The following is a 17,650-nucleotide window of genomic DNA, read 5'->3' as shown; positions in this document are numbered from 1 at the left end:
GGGACGTGGGGCGTCGGCGGCCGCTGAGTGCGGAGTTCTTGCGGGACACGCCCGGCAAGTCGCGCAAGAACTCCGCACTCAGCGAGGCCGCCGCTGCCCGATTCGGTCCTCACGCTCTGAGCGGGTATCCTTCTGCAGCCGGGAGTTCTCGGCTGGGTAGCGTGTCCGAGTGGCCTAAGGAGCACGCCTCGAAAGCGTGTGTGGGTGAAAGTCCACCGTGAGTTCGAATCTCACCGCTACCGCGTTCAGCACGAAGGGTCCCGACCAGTGGTCGGGGCCCTTCGTCGTTGCTCCCCCGCTGGGGCGCTCCCGGCGGTGGAGCGGATCATGCCGCTGGCGTGGCCCGCGATCTCGCGCCAACCGCCTCGGGTTTCGCCTTCGTGCGGGACGCTCGCGCCCTGTCCGTCTCCCGGGGGAGGTTGTGTTGTTCGTGCAGTCACCACAATTGTGGTGACTGCACGAACAACACACCCCCCCCGGCCACCGCCCGGACTCACCCCGTAGGGCGCTCGTCCGGACTCACCCCGGCGGAGCCCGTCTGGACCCGGCGAGTCGTGCGCACCATGCCATCGGGTCGAGGTCCGTCACCGTCCGCGGCGCTGGCCCCGCCGAGACCCGACCGGCCCCCCAGCCCCATTGGTGAAAGAGTGTCCCCGTGACTTCGAACGACGCCGAGCGCCCAGACGACCAGCCGAGACCGTCGGGCGCCTTCCCCGGCGCGCCCGATGTCGAGTCGGTCTTCCCTGAGGGGCAGGTGCCCAGCGGCGAGCCCGGCGACGGCTCGGCGGGAGCCCCGGCGCCCGGCGCAGCCGTGAGGTCCAGGCGGCGCTGGTCGTTCGCGCGCGAGGTCGGCGTGATCGTCGTCGCGGCCCTCGTCATCTCGTTCCTCATCAAGACGTTCGTGGTCCAGCCGTTCGTCATCCCGAGCGAGTCGATGGAGAACACCCTCATCAAGGACGACAGGGTCTTGGCCTCGCGGTTCGTCCCTCGCTTCCTCGACATCCATCGCGGCGACGTCGTGGTCTTCAAGGACCCGGGCGGCTGGCTCGCGAGCCAGCCGCAGCAGGAGTCGACGGGCCTGGTCAAGGCCGGTGAGACGTTCCTGACGTTCATCGGCATCCGTCCGGTGGACGCGGGCGAGCACCTCATCAAGCGGGTCATCGGGCTGCCCGGGGACCACGTGACGTGCTGCGACGCGCAGGGTCGCGTCTCGGTCAACGGGGTCGCGATCGACGAGACCTACATCAAGCCCGGCTCGATCCCCAGCGAGCTCGAGTTCGACGTGGTCGTGCCCGAGGACTCGCTGTTCGTCCTGGGGGACAACCGGCAGAACTCGGGCGACTCGCGCTACAACACGGACAAGCCCGGGGAGGGCTTCGTACCGATCGACAACGTCGTCGGTACTGCGGTCGCCAAGGTGTGGCCGCTCGACCGCGCGTCGCTCATGCGCAACCCGGGGAGCGTCTTCGAGGACGTCCCGGAGCCCTGAGCAGACTCACCCGCTCAGGCCGAGCGCTGCGGCACGTCCTCCCCTAGCGTGGTGGGACGGCCCACGCTCGGAAGGACTCTTCGTGTCACTGCGTTCTGCTCGTCCTGTCGGAACGGTGCGCCGGGCGGCGCTCGGCGCCGGGGCGGTGCTCGCGGCACTTGCGCTGGTCGCCGGGTGCACGGGATCACCGGGGCCCACGGAACCAGGCCCGACGGCGGAGCGCCCCACCGGCGACACGTCACCGTCCGAGGAGCCCACCCCGGAGAAGCCGACCCCCACGCCCACACCCACGCCGACGCGCGCGGCGTCGAACGTCCCGCTGACGAAGCTCGCACCCGGGGAGAACCCGCCGCAGTTCATCATCTTCTCGTTCGACGGTGCGGGGTGGCACGACCGCTGGACCGAGTTCCGTGAGGCGGCGGCACAGGTCGATGCCCGGTTCACGGGCTTCCTCACGGGCATCTACCTGCTCACGGACGAGCACCGCGACGCCTACACGGGACCGGGGCACGCGCAGGGCAAGGCGTCGGTGGGCTTCGGCGGGGACGCGGCCACGGTCACGACGCTCGTGGGCGACCTCAACGCGGCCTACCTCGAGGGGCACGAGATCGGGACGCACTACAACGGGCACTTCTGCGCGGACAACCCGCCCGGTGGCGGGGACTGGACCACGGCCGACTGGAACAGCGAGCTCGACCAGTTCTTCGGGTTCTGGAACGACTGGCAGGAGATCAACGGCCTCCAGGCCTCGCCCCCGCTCGAGATCCCGGCGTCCGAGGTCACGGGCGGTCGGACGCCGTGCCTCGAGGGCAACTGGGACCAGATCGCCCCGGCGTGGGCCGCGCACGGGCAGACGTACGACTCCTCGATCCCGGGCAGCGGCATCGCGTGGCCCAAGCAGGAGTACGGCGTGTGGGAGTTCCGGATGCAGACGACGAACTCTCCGACGCTCGGCAACGTCATGGCCATGGACTACAACTTCTGGTACAAGTTCAACAAGGCGCAGAACCAGCCCGAGCGGGCCCCGGAGATCCGCGCCGCGGTGCTCGAGACGTACCGGCACATGTACGACGTCGCCTTCAACGGCAACCGTGCGCCGGTCCTGGTGGCGAACCACTTCAACCAGTGGAGCGGCAACGCGTTCAACCCGGCGGCCAAGGACTTCATGCTCGAGGCGTGCGGCAAGCCCGAGACCATCTGCGCCACGTACCAGGACGTCATCGAGTGGATGAACGTCCAGGACCCGGCGGTCCTGGCCGAGCTCCAGGCGCGTCCCCCGGTCTCGTAGGGCGTGGGTCGTGGTGAGCAGCGCGGGGCTCCTCCTGCACCGGGTCGGTGACGGGGGAGAGGTCGAGGTGCTCGTCGGGCACATGGGCGGTCCGCTGTGGGCGCGCAAGGACGAGCGCGCCTGGACCATCCCCAAGGGTGAGCACGATCCCGACGAGGACCCGCACGCCGCGGCGGTCCGTGAGTTCACCGAGGAGCTCGGGTCCGCACCGCCCGACGGGCCGGAGATCGACCTGGGACAGATCAGGCAGCGCGCGGGCAAGACCGTGCGTGCCTGGGCGCGCCGCGCCGACTTCGACGCGAGCACCGCGACGAGCAACACGTTCGAGATGGAGTGGCCGCCACGCTCCGGTCGGACGGCGACCTTCCCGGAGCTCGACCGGGTCGCGTGGGTGCCGCTCACGCGAGCGCGCGAGCTCCTGGTCGCGGGACAGGTGGAGCTGCTCGACCGCCTCGCGGATGCGCTCGCCCGGTCCTGAGGCGAGACCGTGCGAGCCGGCTCAGGCGTGGACCGGCAGCGTTCGCAGCAGGTACCGCTCGGCCGAGCCGGCTTGCTGGGCCAGGTCCCACAGGGTCGAGGACGGTGCGTCCGAGTCCTCGGGGGCCGTGCCGTCGGGCTCGTTCCCGCCCGTCGGGTCGTCGGGGCTCAAGGCCTGGAGGACCTGGTCGAGCTCACCGGGGTTCAGCTGCGCCGCGTCGGCCAGGACGGTCAGGTCGCGCAACCCGTTGCGCAGCGCGTCGAGCTCGGCGAGCTGCCTGTCGTCGAGCTGGTCGCGGTCGGGCACCAGCTCGTCCTGCAGGCGCACGGCGTCTCGGAGCAGGGCGACCTCCTCCGGCTGCTGTGGACCGGTCCTTCCCGACGAGGCACGGAGCGCGGTCGCGGTGGCCTGGGTCGCGGTCTCGATACGTCGTCGCAGAGGTGGGGGCCGGAAGCCCGGGATCACGACGAAGCCGAGGACCACCCCGACCAGCACCGCGCTCAGGGTGAGCCACACGTACTGCGCCAGGAGGTCGACCGCGTTCAGGTCACGGGTCACGGAGTTGAAGCCGACGCTGACGACGACCATGAAGGCGCCGCCCAGCGCCGGCCGGGTGACGATGTACCACAGCCCCAGGCACAGGGCGACGACTGCGACCAGCGTGAGGTAGCGCGACGGGACGACCAGCAGGACCACCGCGACCGTGAGCGAGCCGGAGACCAGACCGATGATCTTGTTCCTCGTCTTGGTCACGGTGCCGCTCCAGCTGGCCTGGAGGATGCTGAAGGTGGTCAGGAGCGCGGTGGAGACCAAGGGGTCGCCCCGTTCCAGGCCGGACGTGATCAGCAGCATCAGCAGCACGGCGAGCGCGGTGCGGAACGCGTGCCGGACCTGGATGGACTGCAGCCGGGCCGCGGGGTGCAGCACCGCGTCCTGGAGCTGGTGGCGCCGGTCCCGATCGAGCGTGACCGTGGTGGTGTCGCGCTCCTGGATCGCCTGCTCGACGGAGTCCAGGGCGCGCGAGGCCTCGGTGAAGGGGGCCTCGGTGACCGCCGGCGCCGGCAGCGGTGCCTTGACGGTCTCGTCCCGCCGGGGCTTGGCCTTCATCGCCTCGGCCAGCCCGTGAGCCCGGTCGCGGAGTGCCGGGTCGTCGGGGCTGCCTGCCGCCAGGAGGTCTGCCGTGTGCAGGGCCAGGCGGAAGCGCGAGGCCCCCTCGAGCGCGTCCGCGAGCCAGCGCTGCCTGCCGTCGCTGAGCCAGGTGCTGAACGCGGTGGCTGTGGCGGCGCTCGGATCGTCGGCGACGAGCACCGCGGCGACCTGCTCGCGGGTCTGCTTGGAAGGGTCCGAGATCCCCATCAGGATGCGCAGGACGAGTGCCACGGCGACCCCCGCGACGGCCGCCGCGATCACCTGCCGATGATCGGCCCCACCCATCGGTGCGTAGCCGTAGCCGAACACCGTGGTCATCCCGAGCCCCATCCCCGCGTTGCCGAAGCGTGGGCCGAGCAGGGGGAGGAGCGCGGCCACGAACACGAGCACCACGACGAGAGCGATCGCCGCGGGGCGCGAGGTCTCGGCCACCAGTCGTGGGACGGCTGCGGCGAAGATCAGCAGCGGGCCCATCACGGCAGCGATGCGAAGGTCGGCACGGAGCGGACCGCCCATGAAGGCCACCAGTGCGAACATGCCCGTCAGGCCGCCGATGATCCCCACCGGTCCGGCCCCCCAGGCGTCGGCGAGCAGCACGGAGGGGAGGACCACGATGATCATCAGCACGATCAGCATCGGGCTGCCCGGGGGGCGCTTGGGCGCCTCGGCCTTGCCTGAGCTCTTCACGGGCACTCCTCGACGGTCGGCTGGGTCGGGCATGCCTCGACGGTACGGCCGAAGGGCAGGGGGTGCCACGCATGGAGGTTCTCGCTCGCCCCGGAGATGCCCGACGGCGCAGCGCGCCCCGGGCGACCGCCTCGCGAGGTGAGGTGGTCGCCCGGGGCGCGTGACGCCGTCGGGCAGGAGATCACTCGGGGAGGCCCGAGACTCCCGTCAGCTCGTTGGGGACCACGTCGAGCGCGGCGCTCGCGTAGACCTCGCCCGACTCGATGTCGACCGCGTGCACGGCCTTCGTGGCGGGGTCGGTCACGTAGGCCGTGTGGTCGAGCACGAACAGCGTGGGGCGCGGGGCCTGCCAGTCGTCGGGCTCGGTCCACGCGTCGATCACGGCGATCGTGCTGGTGATCGCCCCCGAGGCGGGGTCGATGACGCGCAGCGACCCGTCCGTCCCCAGGACGAGGGCCTCGCCGTGCGGGCCGCGGCCGAGCGAGCGGAACGTGTAGCTCGCGCCCGTGTCGACCAGGGTGATCTGCTTGCTCGCGGTGTCGACGAGCGAGATGCGGGTGGGGCGCTCGAGCTCGGCGTCGGGGTCGGACTTGTAGTCGCCCAGGACCACGGGGGACTCGTCGGAGCCGGCCTGGTTGCCGATGCGGCCGTAGGCGTCGGGCGACGCGACCTTGGTCAGCTCGCCGCCCGCGTAGACGACCACGCCGTCCTCGCAGCCCACGACCACGGCCTCGTCGGCCGCGACTGCCTCGCCGTGCACGCCCGGGCACGCGTCGGTGCGGGCGATCTCGTGGCGGGCGCTGTCGAGGACCACGACGCTCGACCGCGAGTCCTCGGTGCCGTCGGTGACCAGCAGGTCGCCGTTCTCGAGCTCGACCGCGACGCCGTGGTGCGGCGAGGGGGTCGTGTACGTCGTGGTCTCGGGCGCGCCGTCCGCGAGGTCGTGCGGGTCGAACGACTCGACGAGTCCTTAGCCGTCGTTGAACAGGACCGTGCGGCCCGCGTGGCGGACCACGTGCCCGGGGTGGTTCGCTGCGAACTCGGTCTTCGTGAAGGCCGGGTCGGACGTGTAGAAGTGCGAGTGGTTGCCGTGCGGCTCGCCCCACGTGCCGAGGTCGAGGACCCGGAACGCGTCGCCCGCGGAGACGATCACGTGGCGCTCGTCCCCGGCGGGGTTGAGGCGCGTGAAGCCGTCGAGCGGGAGGTCGGCGACCTGCTCGAGGCTCGTGCCGTCGAGGACGACGATCCCGCCGTCGTAGGTCAGGGCGATGCGCGGGGTGTCGGTCGCGGCCTCGGTGCCGTGGCCGCCCTCCTCGTGCTCGTCGTGGTCGTGGTCGTGCTCGGACGCGTCGGAGGACGCGGCGGGGGAGGCCTCGCCCGTGGCGCAGCCGGCGAGCACGGCGGCGGGCAGGGCGAGGGCGATCCCCAGGGCGAGGTGGCGGTGTCTGGTGCTGGTCATGGCGTCACGGGACCCCGGCGGGTCCCACCGTCCTTCCGGTAGGTGCGATGCAGCCCGGCGCAGGGAGCACCGAGCTCGCACACCGTAGCAGAGAATGAGAACCGCTCTCATTATCAAGTGGGCCGCCTATGTCGGTGGCAGCCACCTGCCGCAGACGCAGCAGGTGCCCCGGGCGGGTCTGGTCCTCGCGAGCGACGCGCGCGACCGGAGGCCCGCGCACGCTGGAGACGGAAGGCGCCACGGGAGCGCAGGAGCACGGGAGCACAGGAGGAACGATGGGACGCGGAACGAGCGGGGAGGGCGCCGTCGAGCGCCGGACCAGGGCCGACAAGGTGGCGATCGACCTCGTCGAGGCCGCCACGAAGGGGCACCTCGAGTTCATGATCAGCTGGAACCAGGTGCTGCCCCGCGACCGGCCGGCCGTCGTGGACGCCCTCTCGACGAGGGTCGCGGTCGACGCGCTGGTCAACGGCTTCGCCGGAGCGCCCACGTCCCTGCGGTCGCAGGACCTCGGTGCGCAGGCGGCGCGTGCAGCGTTCCAGCTCGCGAGCTCGCTGGTCGCCGCTGCGATCCGACGCGAAGACCCTCACCTCGTGGCCGCCCGGCTGCGCGAGCTGCGCGCCGCGGCCCGGAGCGCCCCGGAGATCCATCGATACGCCTGGCAGATGACGTGCGAACCCGAGGCCCGACAGGTGGGGGCGGCGGTCGCCGCGGCGGCCCGTGACGGTCGGGACGACGACGCGACCTACCTCGTGCGCACCACGAGCGACGACCTCGTCGAGGCCGTGCTGCACGTGACGATCGACCTGCTGGCGAACCTGATGGTCCGCGCCGGGCTCGAGGTCGAGTCCGGGTCCGCCTCGCCTGCCCTGCGTGCCGAGATGTCGATGCTCCGGCCGGACCTCTGGCCTGAGGGCGGAGGGACGCGGACCGCTCGACGGGAGGACGTGCTCGTGGTGGCCGCCTTGTTCGCGGGCGCCTCGCGTCGGGCCCCGCGGGAAGCCGACGCGGTGCTCCGTCGTGTCCGACGGGCCGCGCTGCGTGACGTCAGGTGACGGGCTGTGCGCGGCCGGGCGCTGGATGCCGCGCCCCCCGGCCCAGCCGCACGAGCTGGACCACGGCCCCGACCAGCAGGACCACGAGCGCGAGGTTCCGCACGGCCGCGACCAGGACGATCCAGGGCTCCCCGACCATGAACTCGTCGTACGCGACCGGGTAGAGGAGCTGGGTCAGACCAGCGGTGCCCAGGACCGCGAGAGCCGGCGCCGACCAGACCGAGCGGGCGCCCCGCCCGGCGAGCGCGATCGCGACCGCCACGGGAGGGCCGATCCACGCGACGAACTGCGGCGAACCGACCTTGTTGAAGACGATGAGGCTCAGCAGCAGGGCCGTCACGGACAGGAGGAACGCGTCGGTGCGGACCTCGGGCCGCCGCCGGACGGCCCACCAGGAGAGGGCCGCGATCGCGAGGACGGCGACGGGCAGCAGCACGTCGAGCAGCCGTCCCGTCACCGCGGTGCCGGGGCCGTAGATCTCGAGCGTGCGGATGTCCTGGTTCATCCAGACCCGGAACCGGGGGTCGAACAGCCGCAGGACGCTGAACGGGGTCGCGAACACCGACTCCGACTGGAGGCCGCGCGCGTCCTGGGTCCCGAACACCCCGAGCACCCGCGTGCCCGCTCCGCCCGCGAGAGCGAGCGCGACGACGACCGCGCTGACCGCCGCACCCGGGAGGACGACGGTCCGCCACGGACGTCGGGCGGTCGTGAGAAGCGCCACGACCACGGCCCCGGGGGCGATCTTGACCCAGGCGCCGAACGTCGCGATCGCGGTCGCCACGGCCGGGCGACGCACCGCGACCGCGAGCGTGATCACCAGGAGGGCCGCTGCGACGCCGTCGAGCCGGCCGAGGAAGATGGGGCCGAGCGCGACGAGGAAGGCGAGCCACCACCAGGCAGCGACGCGGCCGCGGCCGGGCAGCCGCGCGAGGAACCACAGCGCGAGCGCGTTGAGCGCGACGATCAGCACGAGGAACTGCGCGTAGTACGCCCCGAACGACGAACCGAAGAATGCGGGGGCGGAGACGGGCACCAACGCTCCGACCGGGTAGACCCAGTCGTAGTCGAGCACCGGCCAGATCCCGCGGTCCCATCCTGCGCGGGCCCAGACCCGGTACAGCTGCACGTCGCCCGAGATCCGGTACCCCCAGGTCAGGGCGTCGAAGACGAGCCAGGCGTGCACGAGCACGAAGCCCGCGACCAGGGCCCACGGCGAGCGCAGCGCCCACGCGAGGAAACGGCGTCCGGTCGAGGAGGGCCGGGCGGCGGAGGTCTCGGGCACGGGCTCATCGTCGCACGACGGCGCCGCTCGCCCGGGCGGCGCGACACGCCCTGGACGCCGCACGCCGTCGGGCACGAAGAAGCGGCCCGGCCGGAGGCGAAGGGGACCTCCGGGCGGGCCGCAGGTCGCGCGGTGAGGCAGCACCGCGCGACGCGAGGGGAAGGGCTCAGGCGCGCAAGATCAGCGCGTCCCCCTGCCCGCCGCCGCCGCACAGCGCAGCGGCGCCCACGCCGCCCCCGCGGCGCTGGAGGGCGAGGGCCAGGTGCAGGGCCAGGCGCGCGCCCGAGGCGCCGACCGGGTGGCCCAGGGCGATCGCGCCGCCGTCGGTGTTGACGAGCCCGGGGTCGATCCCGAGGTCCTCGACCGACTGGAGCGCGACGGCCGCGAAGGCCTCGTTGATCTCGACCAGGTCGAGCTCGTCGGCCTTCATGCCCTCGCGCTCGAGCGCGTGGGTGATCGCGCGGGCGGGCTGGGAGTGCAGCGAGCTGTCGGGGCCGGCGACCTGGCCGGCCGACCGGATCTCGGCCAACCAGGTGAGGCCGTGGGAGAGTGCGAAGGCCTTGCTGACGACCACGACCGCCGCGGCGCCGTCGGACAGCGGTGACGACGAGCCGGCCGTGATGGTGCCGTCCTCGACGAACGCGGGGCGCAGGCGGGCGAGCGCCTCGACCGTGGTGCCGGGACGGATGCCCTCGTCGTCCGCGACGACGACCGGGTCGCCCTTGCGCTGCGGGACGGTGACGGGCGCGATCTCCTCGGCCAGCCGCCCCTCCTCGCGGGCCGCTGCCGCGAGGGTGTGCGAGCGGGCCGCGTACTCGTCCTGCTCCTCGCGGCCGATGCCGCGCGTCGCGCAGCCGCGGTCGGTGGCCTCGCCCATGATCTGACCGTCGAACGGGTCGCGCAGGCCGTCGTGGGTGAGCGAGTCCGCCATGGTCACGTCGCCGAACGGGAAGCCCTTGCGCGAGCCGAGCACGAGGTGCGGCGCGTTCGTCATGGACTCCTGGCCGCCCGCGACGACGACCGAGGCCTCGCCCGTGCGGATCAGGCGTGCGGCGTCGATGATCGCGGTCAGGCCCGACAGGCACAGCTTGTTGATCGTGACAGTCGGGACGTCCCAGCCGATCCCGGCCGCGATCGCTGCCCGGCGCGCCGGGCCCTGGCCACCGCCCGCCTGGATGACCTGGCCCATGATCACGGCGTCGACGTCGGTGGCGGCGACGCCCGCGGCGTCGAGCGCGCCGCGGATCGCGTGCGCGCCCAGCTCGTGCGCCGGCAGCGACGCGAGCGCGCCCTGGAAGCGCGTGAACGGCGTGCGCGCGCCGTGCAGGAGGACGGGGACGTGGGCGTCGTTGCTCATGGGGTGCTCCATCGGAAAGGGCCCGGCGCGGATCGGGGTGTCAGGTGAACGGAGGTCCGCGCCGGGTGGTCTGGGGTGGGGGCGGCCCCGTGGGGCCGCTCGCGTGGGTGCGGCGCTCCCGGTACGGGGGAGCGCCGCCGGTGGGGGCTACACGAACGCCGAGACGCCCGTGATGTCGCGGCCCACGATGAGGGCCTGGACGCTCTCGGTGCCCTCGTAGGTGTGCAGGGCCTCGACGTCCGCGAAGTGCCGCGCGACGCGGTTCGCGAGGAGGATGCCGTTGCCGCCCAGCATGTCGCGCGCGCTCGCCGCGATCTCGCGGGCGCCGCGCGTGCACGTGTACTTGGCGATCGAGGCCTGCGGGCCGGAGAGCTGCCCGGCCTCGTCGAGGCGGGTCATCTGCGCGACCAGGAGCTGCATCTGGGTCAGGGTCGAGAGCATGCGGGTCAGCCGCTCCTGGACCATCTGGTTGGCCGCGAGCGGGCGGCCGAACTGGACGCGCTGCTTGGCGTAGGCGACGGCCGTCTCGTAGCAGGCGGTCGCGTGCCCGACGGCGGACCACGCCACCCCGAGGCGCGTCGCCTGGAGCACGCGGCCCGTGTCCTTGAACGACCGCCCGCCCGGGAGCATGGCCGAGGCCGGGACGAACACGTCGGTCAGGACGATGTGGGCCTGCCAGATCGCGCGGAGCGAGACCTTGCCCTCGATGGTCGTGGCCGCGTAGCCCGGGGTGTCCTGGGGCACGAGGAACCCGTGCACCTGGTTGTCGCCGTCCTCGCCGACCAGTCGCGCCCACAGCACCGTGATGTCGCCGCACGACCCGAAGCCGATCCACTTCTTCTCGCCGTCGATCACGAAGCCCTCGACGCCGTCGCGGGTCTCGCGGCGGGCCGTGGTCTCGAGCGAGACCGAGTCCGAGCCGTGCGTGGGCTCGGTCAGGGCGAACGCGCCGAGCTTCTCGCCGCGTGCGAGCGGGCCGAGCCACTCGGCCTTCTGCTCGTCCGAGCCGAGGAGCTGGATCGAGCGCAGCGCGAGGCCGCCCTGGACGCCGCAGATCGTCGCGACCGAGCCGTCGCCGCGCGACATCTCCATCTCGGCGAGACCGGCGCCCATGAGGCTGATCCGGGGAGAGCCGGGGACGTCGACGCCGTCGCGCAGGAAGTCGAGCTCACCCATGCGCTTGGCGAGGCCGAACGGCACCTCGGCGCGCTCCCAGTACCCGTCGATCACGGGCAGGACCTCGTCCTGGACGAACGTGCGGACCCGCTGCTGCAGGTCGCGGTCGGCGTCGGTCGCGTCCGAGAACGCGCCGGCGTAGTCGATGCCGAGCGGCTGCGAGAGGTCGTAGTCCGGCTCGGTCACGTTCTGGCGGACGGGGTTCTCGATCGTCATGGGGGATGCTCCCGGTGTCGGGCCGGACGTCGGTGTCGGGCGATACACCTCATGGTGCGTGATATCGCGTCTCAGGTCAAGAGACGCGGTATCAGCGGCGATCGCGGAGCCCCGCCCGGGGTGCGCACGACCCCGGGCGACGGGTCTCCCGGTCAGGCCCGGGTCAGGGTTGGGCGGGCCCGGCGATGTTCACGAGCCAGCTCACGCCGAACCCGTCGACGCACATGCCGAACGCGTCGCCCCACGGCGCGACCTCGAGCGGCACGGTCACGCTCCCGCTCGACGACAGCTTGTCCCAGTAGCCGCGCAGCTCGGCGTCGTCCGCCTGCTCGCCGCTCAGCGAGATCGAGAATCCCGCGCCGGTCGGGACCTCCATCGAGCTCGGGGTGTCCGCGGCCATGAGGACCAGTCCGTGGGGGGACTCGAGCTGGGAGTGCATGACCTTGTCGGCGTCGGCCGGGTCCTCGGAGGCCTGGAAGTCGGCGAACGTGCTGATCGTCAGCTCGCCCCCGAACACGTCGCGGTAGAACTCGATCGCCTGTCGTGCGTCGTCGCGGAAGTTCAGGTAGGGGTTGAGTCGCGTGGCCATGGTGGTGCCGCCTTTCCCGTCGCGTCGTCGAGCCGGATGCGGGGGCGCTGCGCGAGCGGCGCACCCTTTCCGAGTATCCGCCCGGGGCGGGGCGAACGGCAGGGGGAGGGTCAGTCCCGTCCGACGACGGCCGCCCCCGCGCTTGCGTCGGGGTGCGAGCCCGCGAGCCGCAGGGCCTTGGCGCGTCGGTCGACGCGCCACCACACGAAGAACCCGACGAGCGTGAACGCCCCGTAGAACACGTACATGAACGCGGACGCGTAGAAGCCGGCGTCGACCAGCAGGGGCACGCCCACGATGTCGACCGCGACCCAGATCAGCCAGAACTCGACCCAGCCCTTGGCCATGCCGTACGTCGCGAGCAGCGAGCCCATGAAGATCCAGGCGTCGGCCCACACGGGCTCGTAGGACTCGAGCATCCGGAAGATCGGGGTCAGGACGAGCGTCCCGCCCACGAGCGCCACGACGAGGAAGAGGCGTTGCCGCCACGTGGCCCACCGCGGTTCGACCGACACCCCGTGGCTGTCCGCGTCGAGGTTCGCCGCGTCCTGGCCGAGGCGCGCGCGGGTGCGCCGCCACTGGACCCAGCCGTACACCGACACGACGACGAACATGACCTGGCGTCCGGCCTGGCCGAGCAGGTTGACGGGGTTGGGCGTCGCGAACACCGCGCCCAGGAACACCGTGAGGAGCAGCAGGTTGCCGACGATCCCCACGGGCCACGCCCAGATCTTGCGGCGCATGCCTCCGAGCGCGGACGCCAGGCCGAACCCGTTGCCGACGATCTCCCGCCACAGCAGGTGCTGGCCGCCGATCGTCAGCTGCGCGTCGAAGAGCGCGTGGATCAGGTCCATCGATGTTCCCTCGTCCTGGGCACGGCGGCTCCGGGGTGAGGGCGGGCGCCTGGTCGGGGATGCCCTGTCCGGGCTGCCCGACGGCGGCGCTCACCACGGCGAGACCGGTCCCGAAGGTCGTGGGCGGGCTCGACGGATCGTCGTGCCCGACCCGGCCGGGGACGGCCGTGCCGCACGTGCTTCCTCCCATCCGGACTTTCACCGTCGGTCCTGGAGTTCCACCAGGTCAACCGCGCGTGGGCGCGGGTCGCGGACTGTCACCGCCGGCTCGGAATTGCACCGACCCCGGAGCACGTTCGTGCGTACTGCTTGTTGTAGTGCTGCAACCGCCGATGGTACCGGTGCATTCCCGGGGCTCGTCGGTGCTGTGCCGAGTGCGTGGTTCGGCTGCGACACGCCCGGCGAGCCGCAGCCGAATCACGCACTCAACGCGTCGCGCACGGCCCGGGCCACCTCGTCGGGGTCGACGTCGCCGTCGAGCACGGTCACGACGACGCGGCGGGTCGGCACGGTACCGACGGTGGTTTCGGCAGCGGGGCCCGCCGTCGGACCGTCGCCCGCCTCGCCCCCGGTGCGCCCGGGTGACGTGGACGACTGGGGTGGCTCCGTCGTCGGGCCTGCGGGGTTGCGGGCCGCGCGGCGCAGGTCCGCGAACGCCTCCTCGAGCTCAGGACGCAGGTCCTGGTCGGGGTCGCGCAACCAGCGGCGCAGGATCGCGTTGTGCACCGCGACGACCGACGCCGCGAACGCGACCGACGCGGTCGAGTTCCGGGTGTCGGCGGGCAGGGTGTCGCGCAGGTAGGACGTGAACGCGCGCTCGTAGCGGTGCGTGGTCACGAGCTCGCGGTCGCGCAGCGCGGGCACGTCCTGCAGGAGGCGGTGCCGCGCGACCGACGTCTCGCGCTGGCCCACGTGGTGGTCGAACACGAGCCGGGCCGCCTTGCACACCTCGACGTACGGGTCGACGTTCTCGAGCTCCTCGGGGGTGACGCCCCGCGCGGCGGGACGGGTCTCGCCGAGGAGGACCACGACGGCGTCCAGGAGCAGCTCGTGGTCCGCGAAGACCACGTCCTCCTTGGAGCGGAACCGTCGGAAGAACGTGGCCCGGCTGATCTGTGCGGCGTCGGCGATGTCCTCGACGGTCGTCTGCTCGTAGCCCTTCCGGGTGAACAGCTCGATCGCCGCGTCGACCGCCTGCGCGTGGGTGTTGCTTCGTGCGGCACTCATGAACGGGACGGTACACCGCGTCCTGCGGGCGGGGCATGCCGCGGTGAGGGCGTGGGCGGGGGCTGCTCGGCAGATGGTCCGTGCGCGGGCGCCGCATGGAGCGCCGTCGGGTCGGCGGCTGGTCGCCGCGCGGGGTGCAGGCAGGTTGGCGGCTGGTCGCCGCGCGCCGTGCCCGACGGCGTCGCTACAGTGACGAGAGAGGCGGCGACAAGCCGACGCGACCCGGAGGCGACGCGGATGACTGACGGTGACGAGACGCGGGCGGCCGGCTCCGACGGGGGAGCCGAGGGCGGCGCGGGCGAGGGGGAGCAGGCGGCGCGCTCCTGGAAGCATGTCGACCACCACGCCCAGCGCGACAGCCTGAGCGACCGGTTCGCGCGGGGAGGCCCTGCCGACTTCCTGTACGGGGCCGTGGTCTCGGGGTTCATGCTCGCGGTCTCGAGCACGCACGACGCGTCGAGCGACTTCGTGATGCTCGCGGTGGCCGGGGTGCTCGTGGGGTACTGGGCGGCGCACGTGTACGTGTCGGCGATCGGCGGGCGGTTCCGCGACGCCGAGCACACCATCACCGAGCGGCTGCGGCTCGCGTCCTCGGACGAGGTGTGGGTGCTGATCGGCGGGGTGCCCGCGCTCGGGGTCTTCCTCGTGGGGCGGGTGCTCGGGCTGGACGTCGTGGATGCCGCGCTGATCGCGCTGTGGTTCACGGTGCTGATGCTCGCGGTCGTCGGCCACCTCGCGGCGCACCGGGCCGGCGTGCGCGGGTGGGCGCTGACCGCAGAGACCGTGGTCGCTGGGGCGTTCGGCCTGCTCATCATCGGGCTGAAGACGTTGCTGCACTGACGGCGGTCGCGCGACCGGTCGTGCACCCGGTTGCCTGGAGGTTTTCACCGGGCCGAGGGGTGACCGAGCCGCTGTCCTCCGGAGGTCGTCGTCCGCACAGCCACCACAATTGTTGTGGCGGCAGAGAAAACACACCCGGGGGTAGGGCCGGGCGTGCCCGACACACCTGCTCGGCGCACCTGCTCGGCGCACCTGCCCGGCGCACGCTACGCCTTGGCCCGCACCAGCTCACCGCACGTCAGCTCGACCGCGAGCGTGTTCCCCGCCGGGGCGAGCGGGCACGCCCACGCCGGGTCGTAGGCGCACGACGGGTTGTACGCGAAGTTGAGGTCGACGACCAGGGGCGCGTCGCCGTCGGGCAGCGGACGGGAGCGTGCGGACCCCAGGTCCGCGCCCTTGATCGTGTCCAGCAGGTACCGCCCGCCGCCGTACGTCGCACGCGACCGGTCCTTGACCGGCACGAACAGACCGCCGCCGTACGAGCGCAGCGCCCACACGTCGAGCGACCCCAGCCCGGGCAGGTCGAGGCTCCCGACGCGCTCGAACGGCACCACACCGTCCGTGCCCGTGGGGACGTCGAGCCGTGCCGCTGCGGGGGTACCACGCGCCGGGTCCGGTACGAGGGGCACCTCGAAACGCATCGCGGCGTCGTACGGACCGACCGGGACCCCGGTGAACGCGGCCCGGTCCTCGGACAGGAGCGGCGAGGCCGGGTGCTCGGCCAGGAGGTCGTCGCGCGACGCGACCCAGTACTCGTGCGCGGCCGCAGGGTCCTCGACGGCCACGTCGCGGACGTGCGCGTACAGGTGCTGGACGCGGCGGCGCCAGTCGACGACGTGCAGCTCGGTGATCATCTGGCCAGCGTGTCAGCCCGGACGCGCACCGGCACCTCGGTCTGACCGCTCGGCGGGTCTAGAAGGTCGGCAAGACCCTCAACCACCCGAACGCGTACCGGAACGGCGAGCTTGCTCCGGCCCACAGCACTCCCCACGCCCCTTCTCGACCGCGGACGGCGCTGACCACGTCGAAGACCGTCGAGGTCACCAGACCCAGGACGAACAGGCCGGCGAACGTCCACACGACTGCGTCCGGGAGATCGAGGAAGAGCGCCACGACGAGCACGACCGCGGTCGGCAGGCCGACCAGCATCCCCACGAAGGACGACGCAGATCCCAGCTTCTCCGTCTCGGTCGGTTCCCGACGGGGCGTCCTGGCCATGGCGTCCTCCCCCTGGCCCCGGGGTGGCGCCGCGGAGCACAGCCTAGGGGGAGCAGCTGCTCCCGGGGGCAGCGCCGGGTGGGTGCTCAGTGGTGCAGCCGGTAGAACCGGAAGAGGCTGAACCCCTCGATCGGCAGGACCTCGACGCGCTCGAACCCGGCGTCGAGCGCGTACCGTTCGAGCGTCGCGGGCCGCATGACCGTCCCCGTACCGACCGACGGCGACGACGACAACCCGTCCGGCAGGCACACGAACTGGCTGAACCCGTACATGAGCCGGTCCACCTCGTCGCCCGGGGCCGTGAACGTCTCGGCGACGGCCTCGTCCATGACGACCACGGCGCCGTCGGGCACCACGGCCCGACGCACCGCGGACAGCACCTCGACCGGGCGCGGCATGTCGTGCGTGCACTCGAACGCGAAGGCCGCGTCGAGCGCGATCGAGTCGGTGAGCGTCGCCGCGTCCGCGACCCGGAACGTCACACGGTCCGCGACCCCCGCGGCCTCGGCGTTCGCACGGGCCATGTCGACCGACGGGGCGTCCACGTCGTACCCGTCGAACCGGGCCTGCGGGTACGCGCGCGCGAGCGCGACGGTCGACCACCCGGCGCCGCAGCCCACGTCCGCGACGCGCGCCGCCGGGCGCGACAGGATCGCGTGCAGGTCCGGTACCTGACCGAGCGCACCCGCGAGCTCGTGCTCGAACCACGGCCTGTTCAGGTCCGCCTGGGCCTCGCGCGCGTCCGCACCGAGGCGACCCCACGAGACCCCGCCGCCGTCGCGGTACGCGTCGAGCAGCTCGTCGAACGTGCGCCCCACGGCCGCGAACAACCGGGGCAGAGGTCCCAGGTACGCGAGGCTGTGCTCGTCGGTCAGGACCTCGGCCGGGCCGGGCGGCAGGGCGTAGCGGCGCGCCGAGGCGTCGTCCCCCGGCACGCCGGACGGCACGCGCCCAGGAACGACAGCGAGGATCCCCGCGACCGCCTGCCCCTCGAGCCACTCGCGCGCATAGCGCTCCTGCGTGCCCGTCCGCGCGGCCAGCTCGGACGACGTCGCAGGACCGTCCGTCGCGAGCGACCGGTACCAGCCCAGCCGGTCCCCGAGATACACCCCGAAGACCTCGATCGCGCCGAGGGACGACGCGAACAGCCGCTCGGCGAACTCGTCGACCCCCGGGCCGGAGTCCGCAGGGGCGGGGGAGGGGAGCGAGCCGGGCGGTCCTCCGGGTCGTCCGTCGGGGACGCCGACCGGGACCTGCGGTGTCGTGGACATGACTGCTCCGTC

At 72.8% G+C, this 17,650-nt stretch carries 17 protein-coding genes, 1 tRNA gene and 1 riboswitch; of the genes, 6 read left to right on the top strand and 12 right to left on the bottom strand.

All coding sequences use genetic code 11. The features are described 5' to 3' along the window. The first annotated feature begins 155 nt into the window (after positions 1–155). The 4 genes from ACFWGN_RS00345 (at position 156) to ACFWGN_RS00330 (ending at position 3,255) form a co-directional block, all read left to right on the top strand. Positions 156–242, top strand: a tRNA-Ser gene (locus ACFWGN_RS00345). A gap of 413 nt (positions 243–655) precedes the next feature. Beyond that, on the top strand, positions 656–1,489 hold the full coding sequence (gene lepB, locus ACFWGN_RS00340; protein WP_377615180.1) for a signal peptidase I: 834 nt from the start codon (positions 656–658) through the stop codon (positions 1,487–1,489). A gap of 82 nt (positions 1,490–1,571) precedes the next feature. After that, positions 1,572–2,777, top strand: a complete 1,206-nt coding sequence (locus ACFWGN_RS00335; RefSeq protein ID WP_377615179.1) for a polysaccharide deacetylase — start codon at positions 1,572–1,574, stop codon at positions 2,775–2,777. Between the two features lie 10 nt (positions 2,778–2,787). Beyond that, complete coding sequence (locus ACFWGN_RS00330; protein WP_377615178.1) at positions 2,788–3,255, top strand: NUDIX domain-containing protein; 468 nt, start codon at positions 2,788–2,790, stop codon at positions 3,253–3,255. Between the two features lie 21 nt (positions 3,256–3,276). Here the strand turns inward: ACFWGN_RS00330 and ACFWGN_RS00325 are convergent, their stop codons facing one another. From ACFWGN_RS00325 to ACFWGN_RS00315, 3 genes are all read right to left on the bottom strand, one after another. Further along, entirely contained in the window at positions 3,277–5,091 is a 1,815-nt protein-coding gene (locus ACFWGN_RS00325; RefSeq protein WP_377615177.1) for an FUSC family protein, read from the bottom strand. A 181-nt stretch (positions 5,092–5,272) separates the two neighbouring features. Further along, positions 5,273–5,905, bottom strand: a complete 633-nt coding sequence (locus ACFWGN_RS00320; protein WP_377615176.1) for a hypothetical protein — start codon at positions 5,903–5,905, stop codon at positions 5,273–5,275. Positions 5,906–6,061: 156 nt separating this feature from the next. Then, positions 6,062–6,550, bottom strand: coding sequence for a hypothetical protein (locus ACFWGN_RS00315; RefSeq protein ID WP_377615175.1), 489 nt, complete (start codon positions 6,548–6,550; stop codon positions 6,062–6,064). A 275-nt stretch (positions 6,551–6,825) separates the two neighbouring features. Between ACFWGN_RS00315 and ACFWGN_RS00310 the strand changes: the two genes are divergently transcribed. After that, entirely contained in the window at positions 6,826–7,605 is a 780-nt protein-coding gene (locus ACFWGN_RS00310) for a hypothetical protein (protein WP_377615174.1), read from the top strand. Here ACFWGN_RS00310 and ACFWGN_RS00305 read toward each other — a convergent pair. The 6 genes from ACFWGN_RS00305 to ACFWGN_RS00280 all read right to left on the bottom strand — a co-directional run bounded on the left by ACFWGN_RS00305 (position 7,598) and on the right by ACFWGN_RS00280 (position 14,309). Then, positions 7,598–8,890, bottom strand: a complete 1,293-nt coding sequence (locus tag ACFWGN_RS00305) for a glycosyltransferase 87 family protein (protein ID WP_377615173.1) — start codon at positions 8,888–8,890, stop codon at positions 7,598–7,600. The genes ACFWGN_RS00310 and ACFWGN_RS00305 overlap by 8 nt on opposite strands. 166 nt (positions 8,891–9,056) lie before the next feature. Next, the gene (locus ACFWGN_RS00300) at positions 9,057–10,247 is read right to left on the bottom strand and encodes an acetyl-CoA C-acyltransferase (protein ID WP_377615172.1); all 1,191 of its coding nucleotides are present in this window, start codon (positions 10,245–10,247) and stop codon (positions 9,057–9,059) included. Between the two features lie 147 nt (positions 10,248–10,394). After that, entirely contained in the window at positions 10,395–11,639 is a 1,245-nt protein-coding gene (locus tag ACFWGN_RS00295) for an acyl-CoA dehydrogenase family protein (protein WP_377615171.1), read from the bottom strand. Between the two features lie 163 nt (positions 11,640–11,802). Beyond that, positions 11,803–12,228, bottom strand: coding sequence for a VOC family protein (locus tag ACFWGN_RS00290; protein WP_377615170.1), 426 nt, complete (start codon positions 12,226–12,228; stop codon positions 11,803–11,805). A gap of 110 nt (positions 12,229–12,338) precedes the next feature. Next, a complete protein-coding gene (gene pnuC / locus ACFWGN_RS00285) occupies positions 12,339–13,082 on the bottom strand; it encodes a nicotinamide riboside transporter PnuC (protein ID WP_377615169.1) in 744 nt (247 codons plus the stop codon). Between the two features lie 172 nt (positions 13,083–13,254). Beyond that, positions 13,255–13,380: riboswitch (FMN riboswitch) on the bottom strand. Between the two features lie 119 nt (positions 13,381–13,499). Continuing rightward, positions 13,500–14,309, bottom strand: a complete 810-nt coding sequence (locus tag ACFWGN_RS00280) for a helix-turn-helix domain-containing protein (RefSeq protein ID WP_377615168.1) — start codon at positions 14,307–14,309, stop codon at positions 13,500–13,502. A gap of 237 nt (positions 14,310–14,546) precedes the next feature. Between ACFWGN_RS00280 and ACFWGN_RS00275 the strand changes: the two genes are divergently transcribed. Continuing rightward, positions 14,547–15,149, top strand: coding sequence for a hypothetical protein (locus tag ACFWGN_RS00275; protein ID WP_191805327.1), 603 nt, complete (start codon positions 14,547–14,549; stop codon positions 15,147–15,149). Positions 15,150–15,355: 206 nt separating this feature from the next. Here the strand turns inward: ACFWGN_RS00275 and ACFWGN_RS00270 are convergent, their stop codons facing one another. The 3 genes from ACFWGN_RS00270 to ACFWGN_RS00260 form a co-directional block, all read right to left on the bottom strand. Further along, entirely contained in the window at positions 15,356–16,003 is a 648-nt protein-coding gene (locus ACFWGN_RS00270; RefSeq protein WP_377615167.1) for a DUF1684 domain-containing protein, read from the bottom strand. 58 nt (positions 16,004–16,061) lie between these two features. Next, the gene (locus ACFWGN_RS00265) at positions 16,062–16,367 is read right to left on the bottom strand and encodes a hypothetical protein (protein WP_377615166.1); all 306 of its coding nucleotides are present in this window, start codon (positions 16,365–16,367) and stop codon (positions 16,062–16,064) included. 86 nt (positions 16,368–16,453) lie between these two features. After that, complete coding sequence (locus ACFWGN_RS00260) at positions 16,454–17,638, bottom strand: class I SAM-dependent methyltransferase (protein ID WP_377615165.1); 1,185 nt, start codon at positions 17,636–17,638, stop codon at positions 16,454–16,456. Positions 17,639–17,650: the final 12 nt, after the last annotated feature.

It is taken from the genome of Oerskovia sp. NPDC060338, assembly GCF_042726295.1.
Classification (GTDB): Bacteria; Actinomycetota; Actinomycetes; order Actinomycetales; family Cellulomonadaceae; genus Oerskovia; species Oerskovia merdavium.
This window is presented reverse-complemented; position numbering and strand designations above follow the sequence as displayed.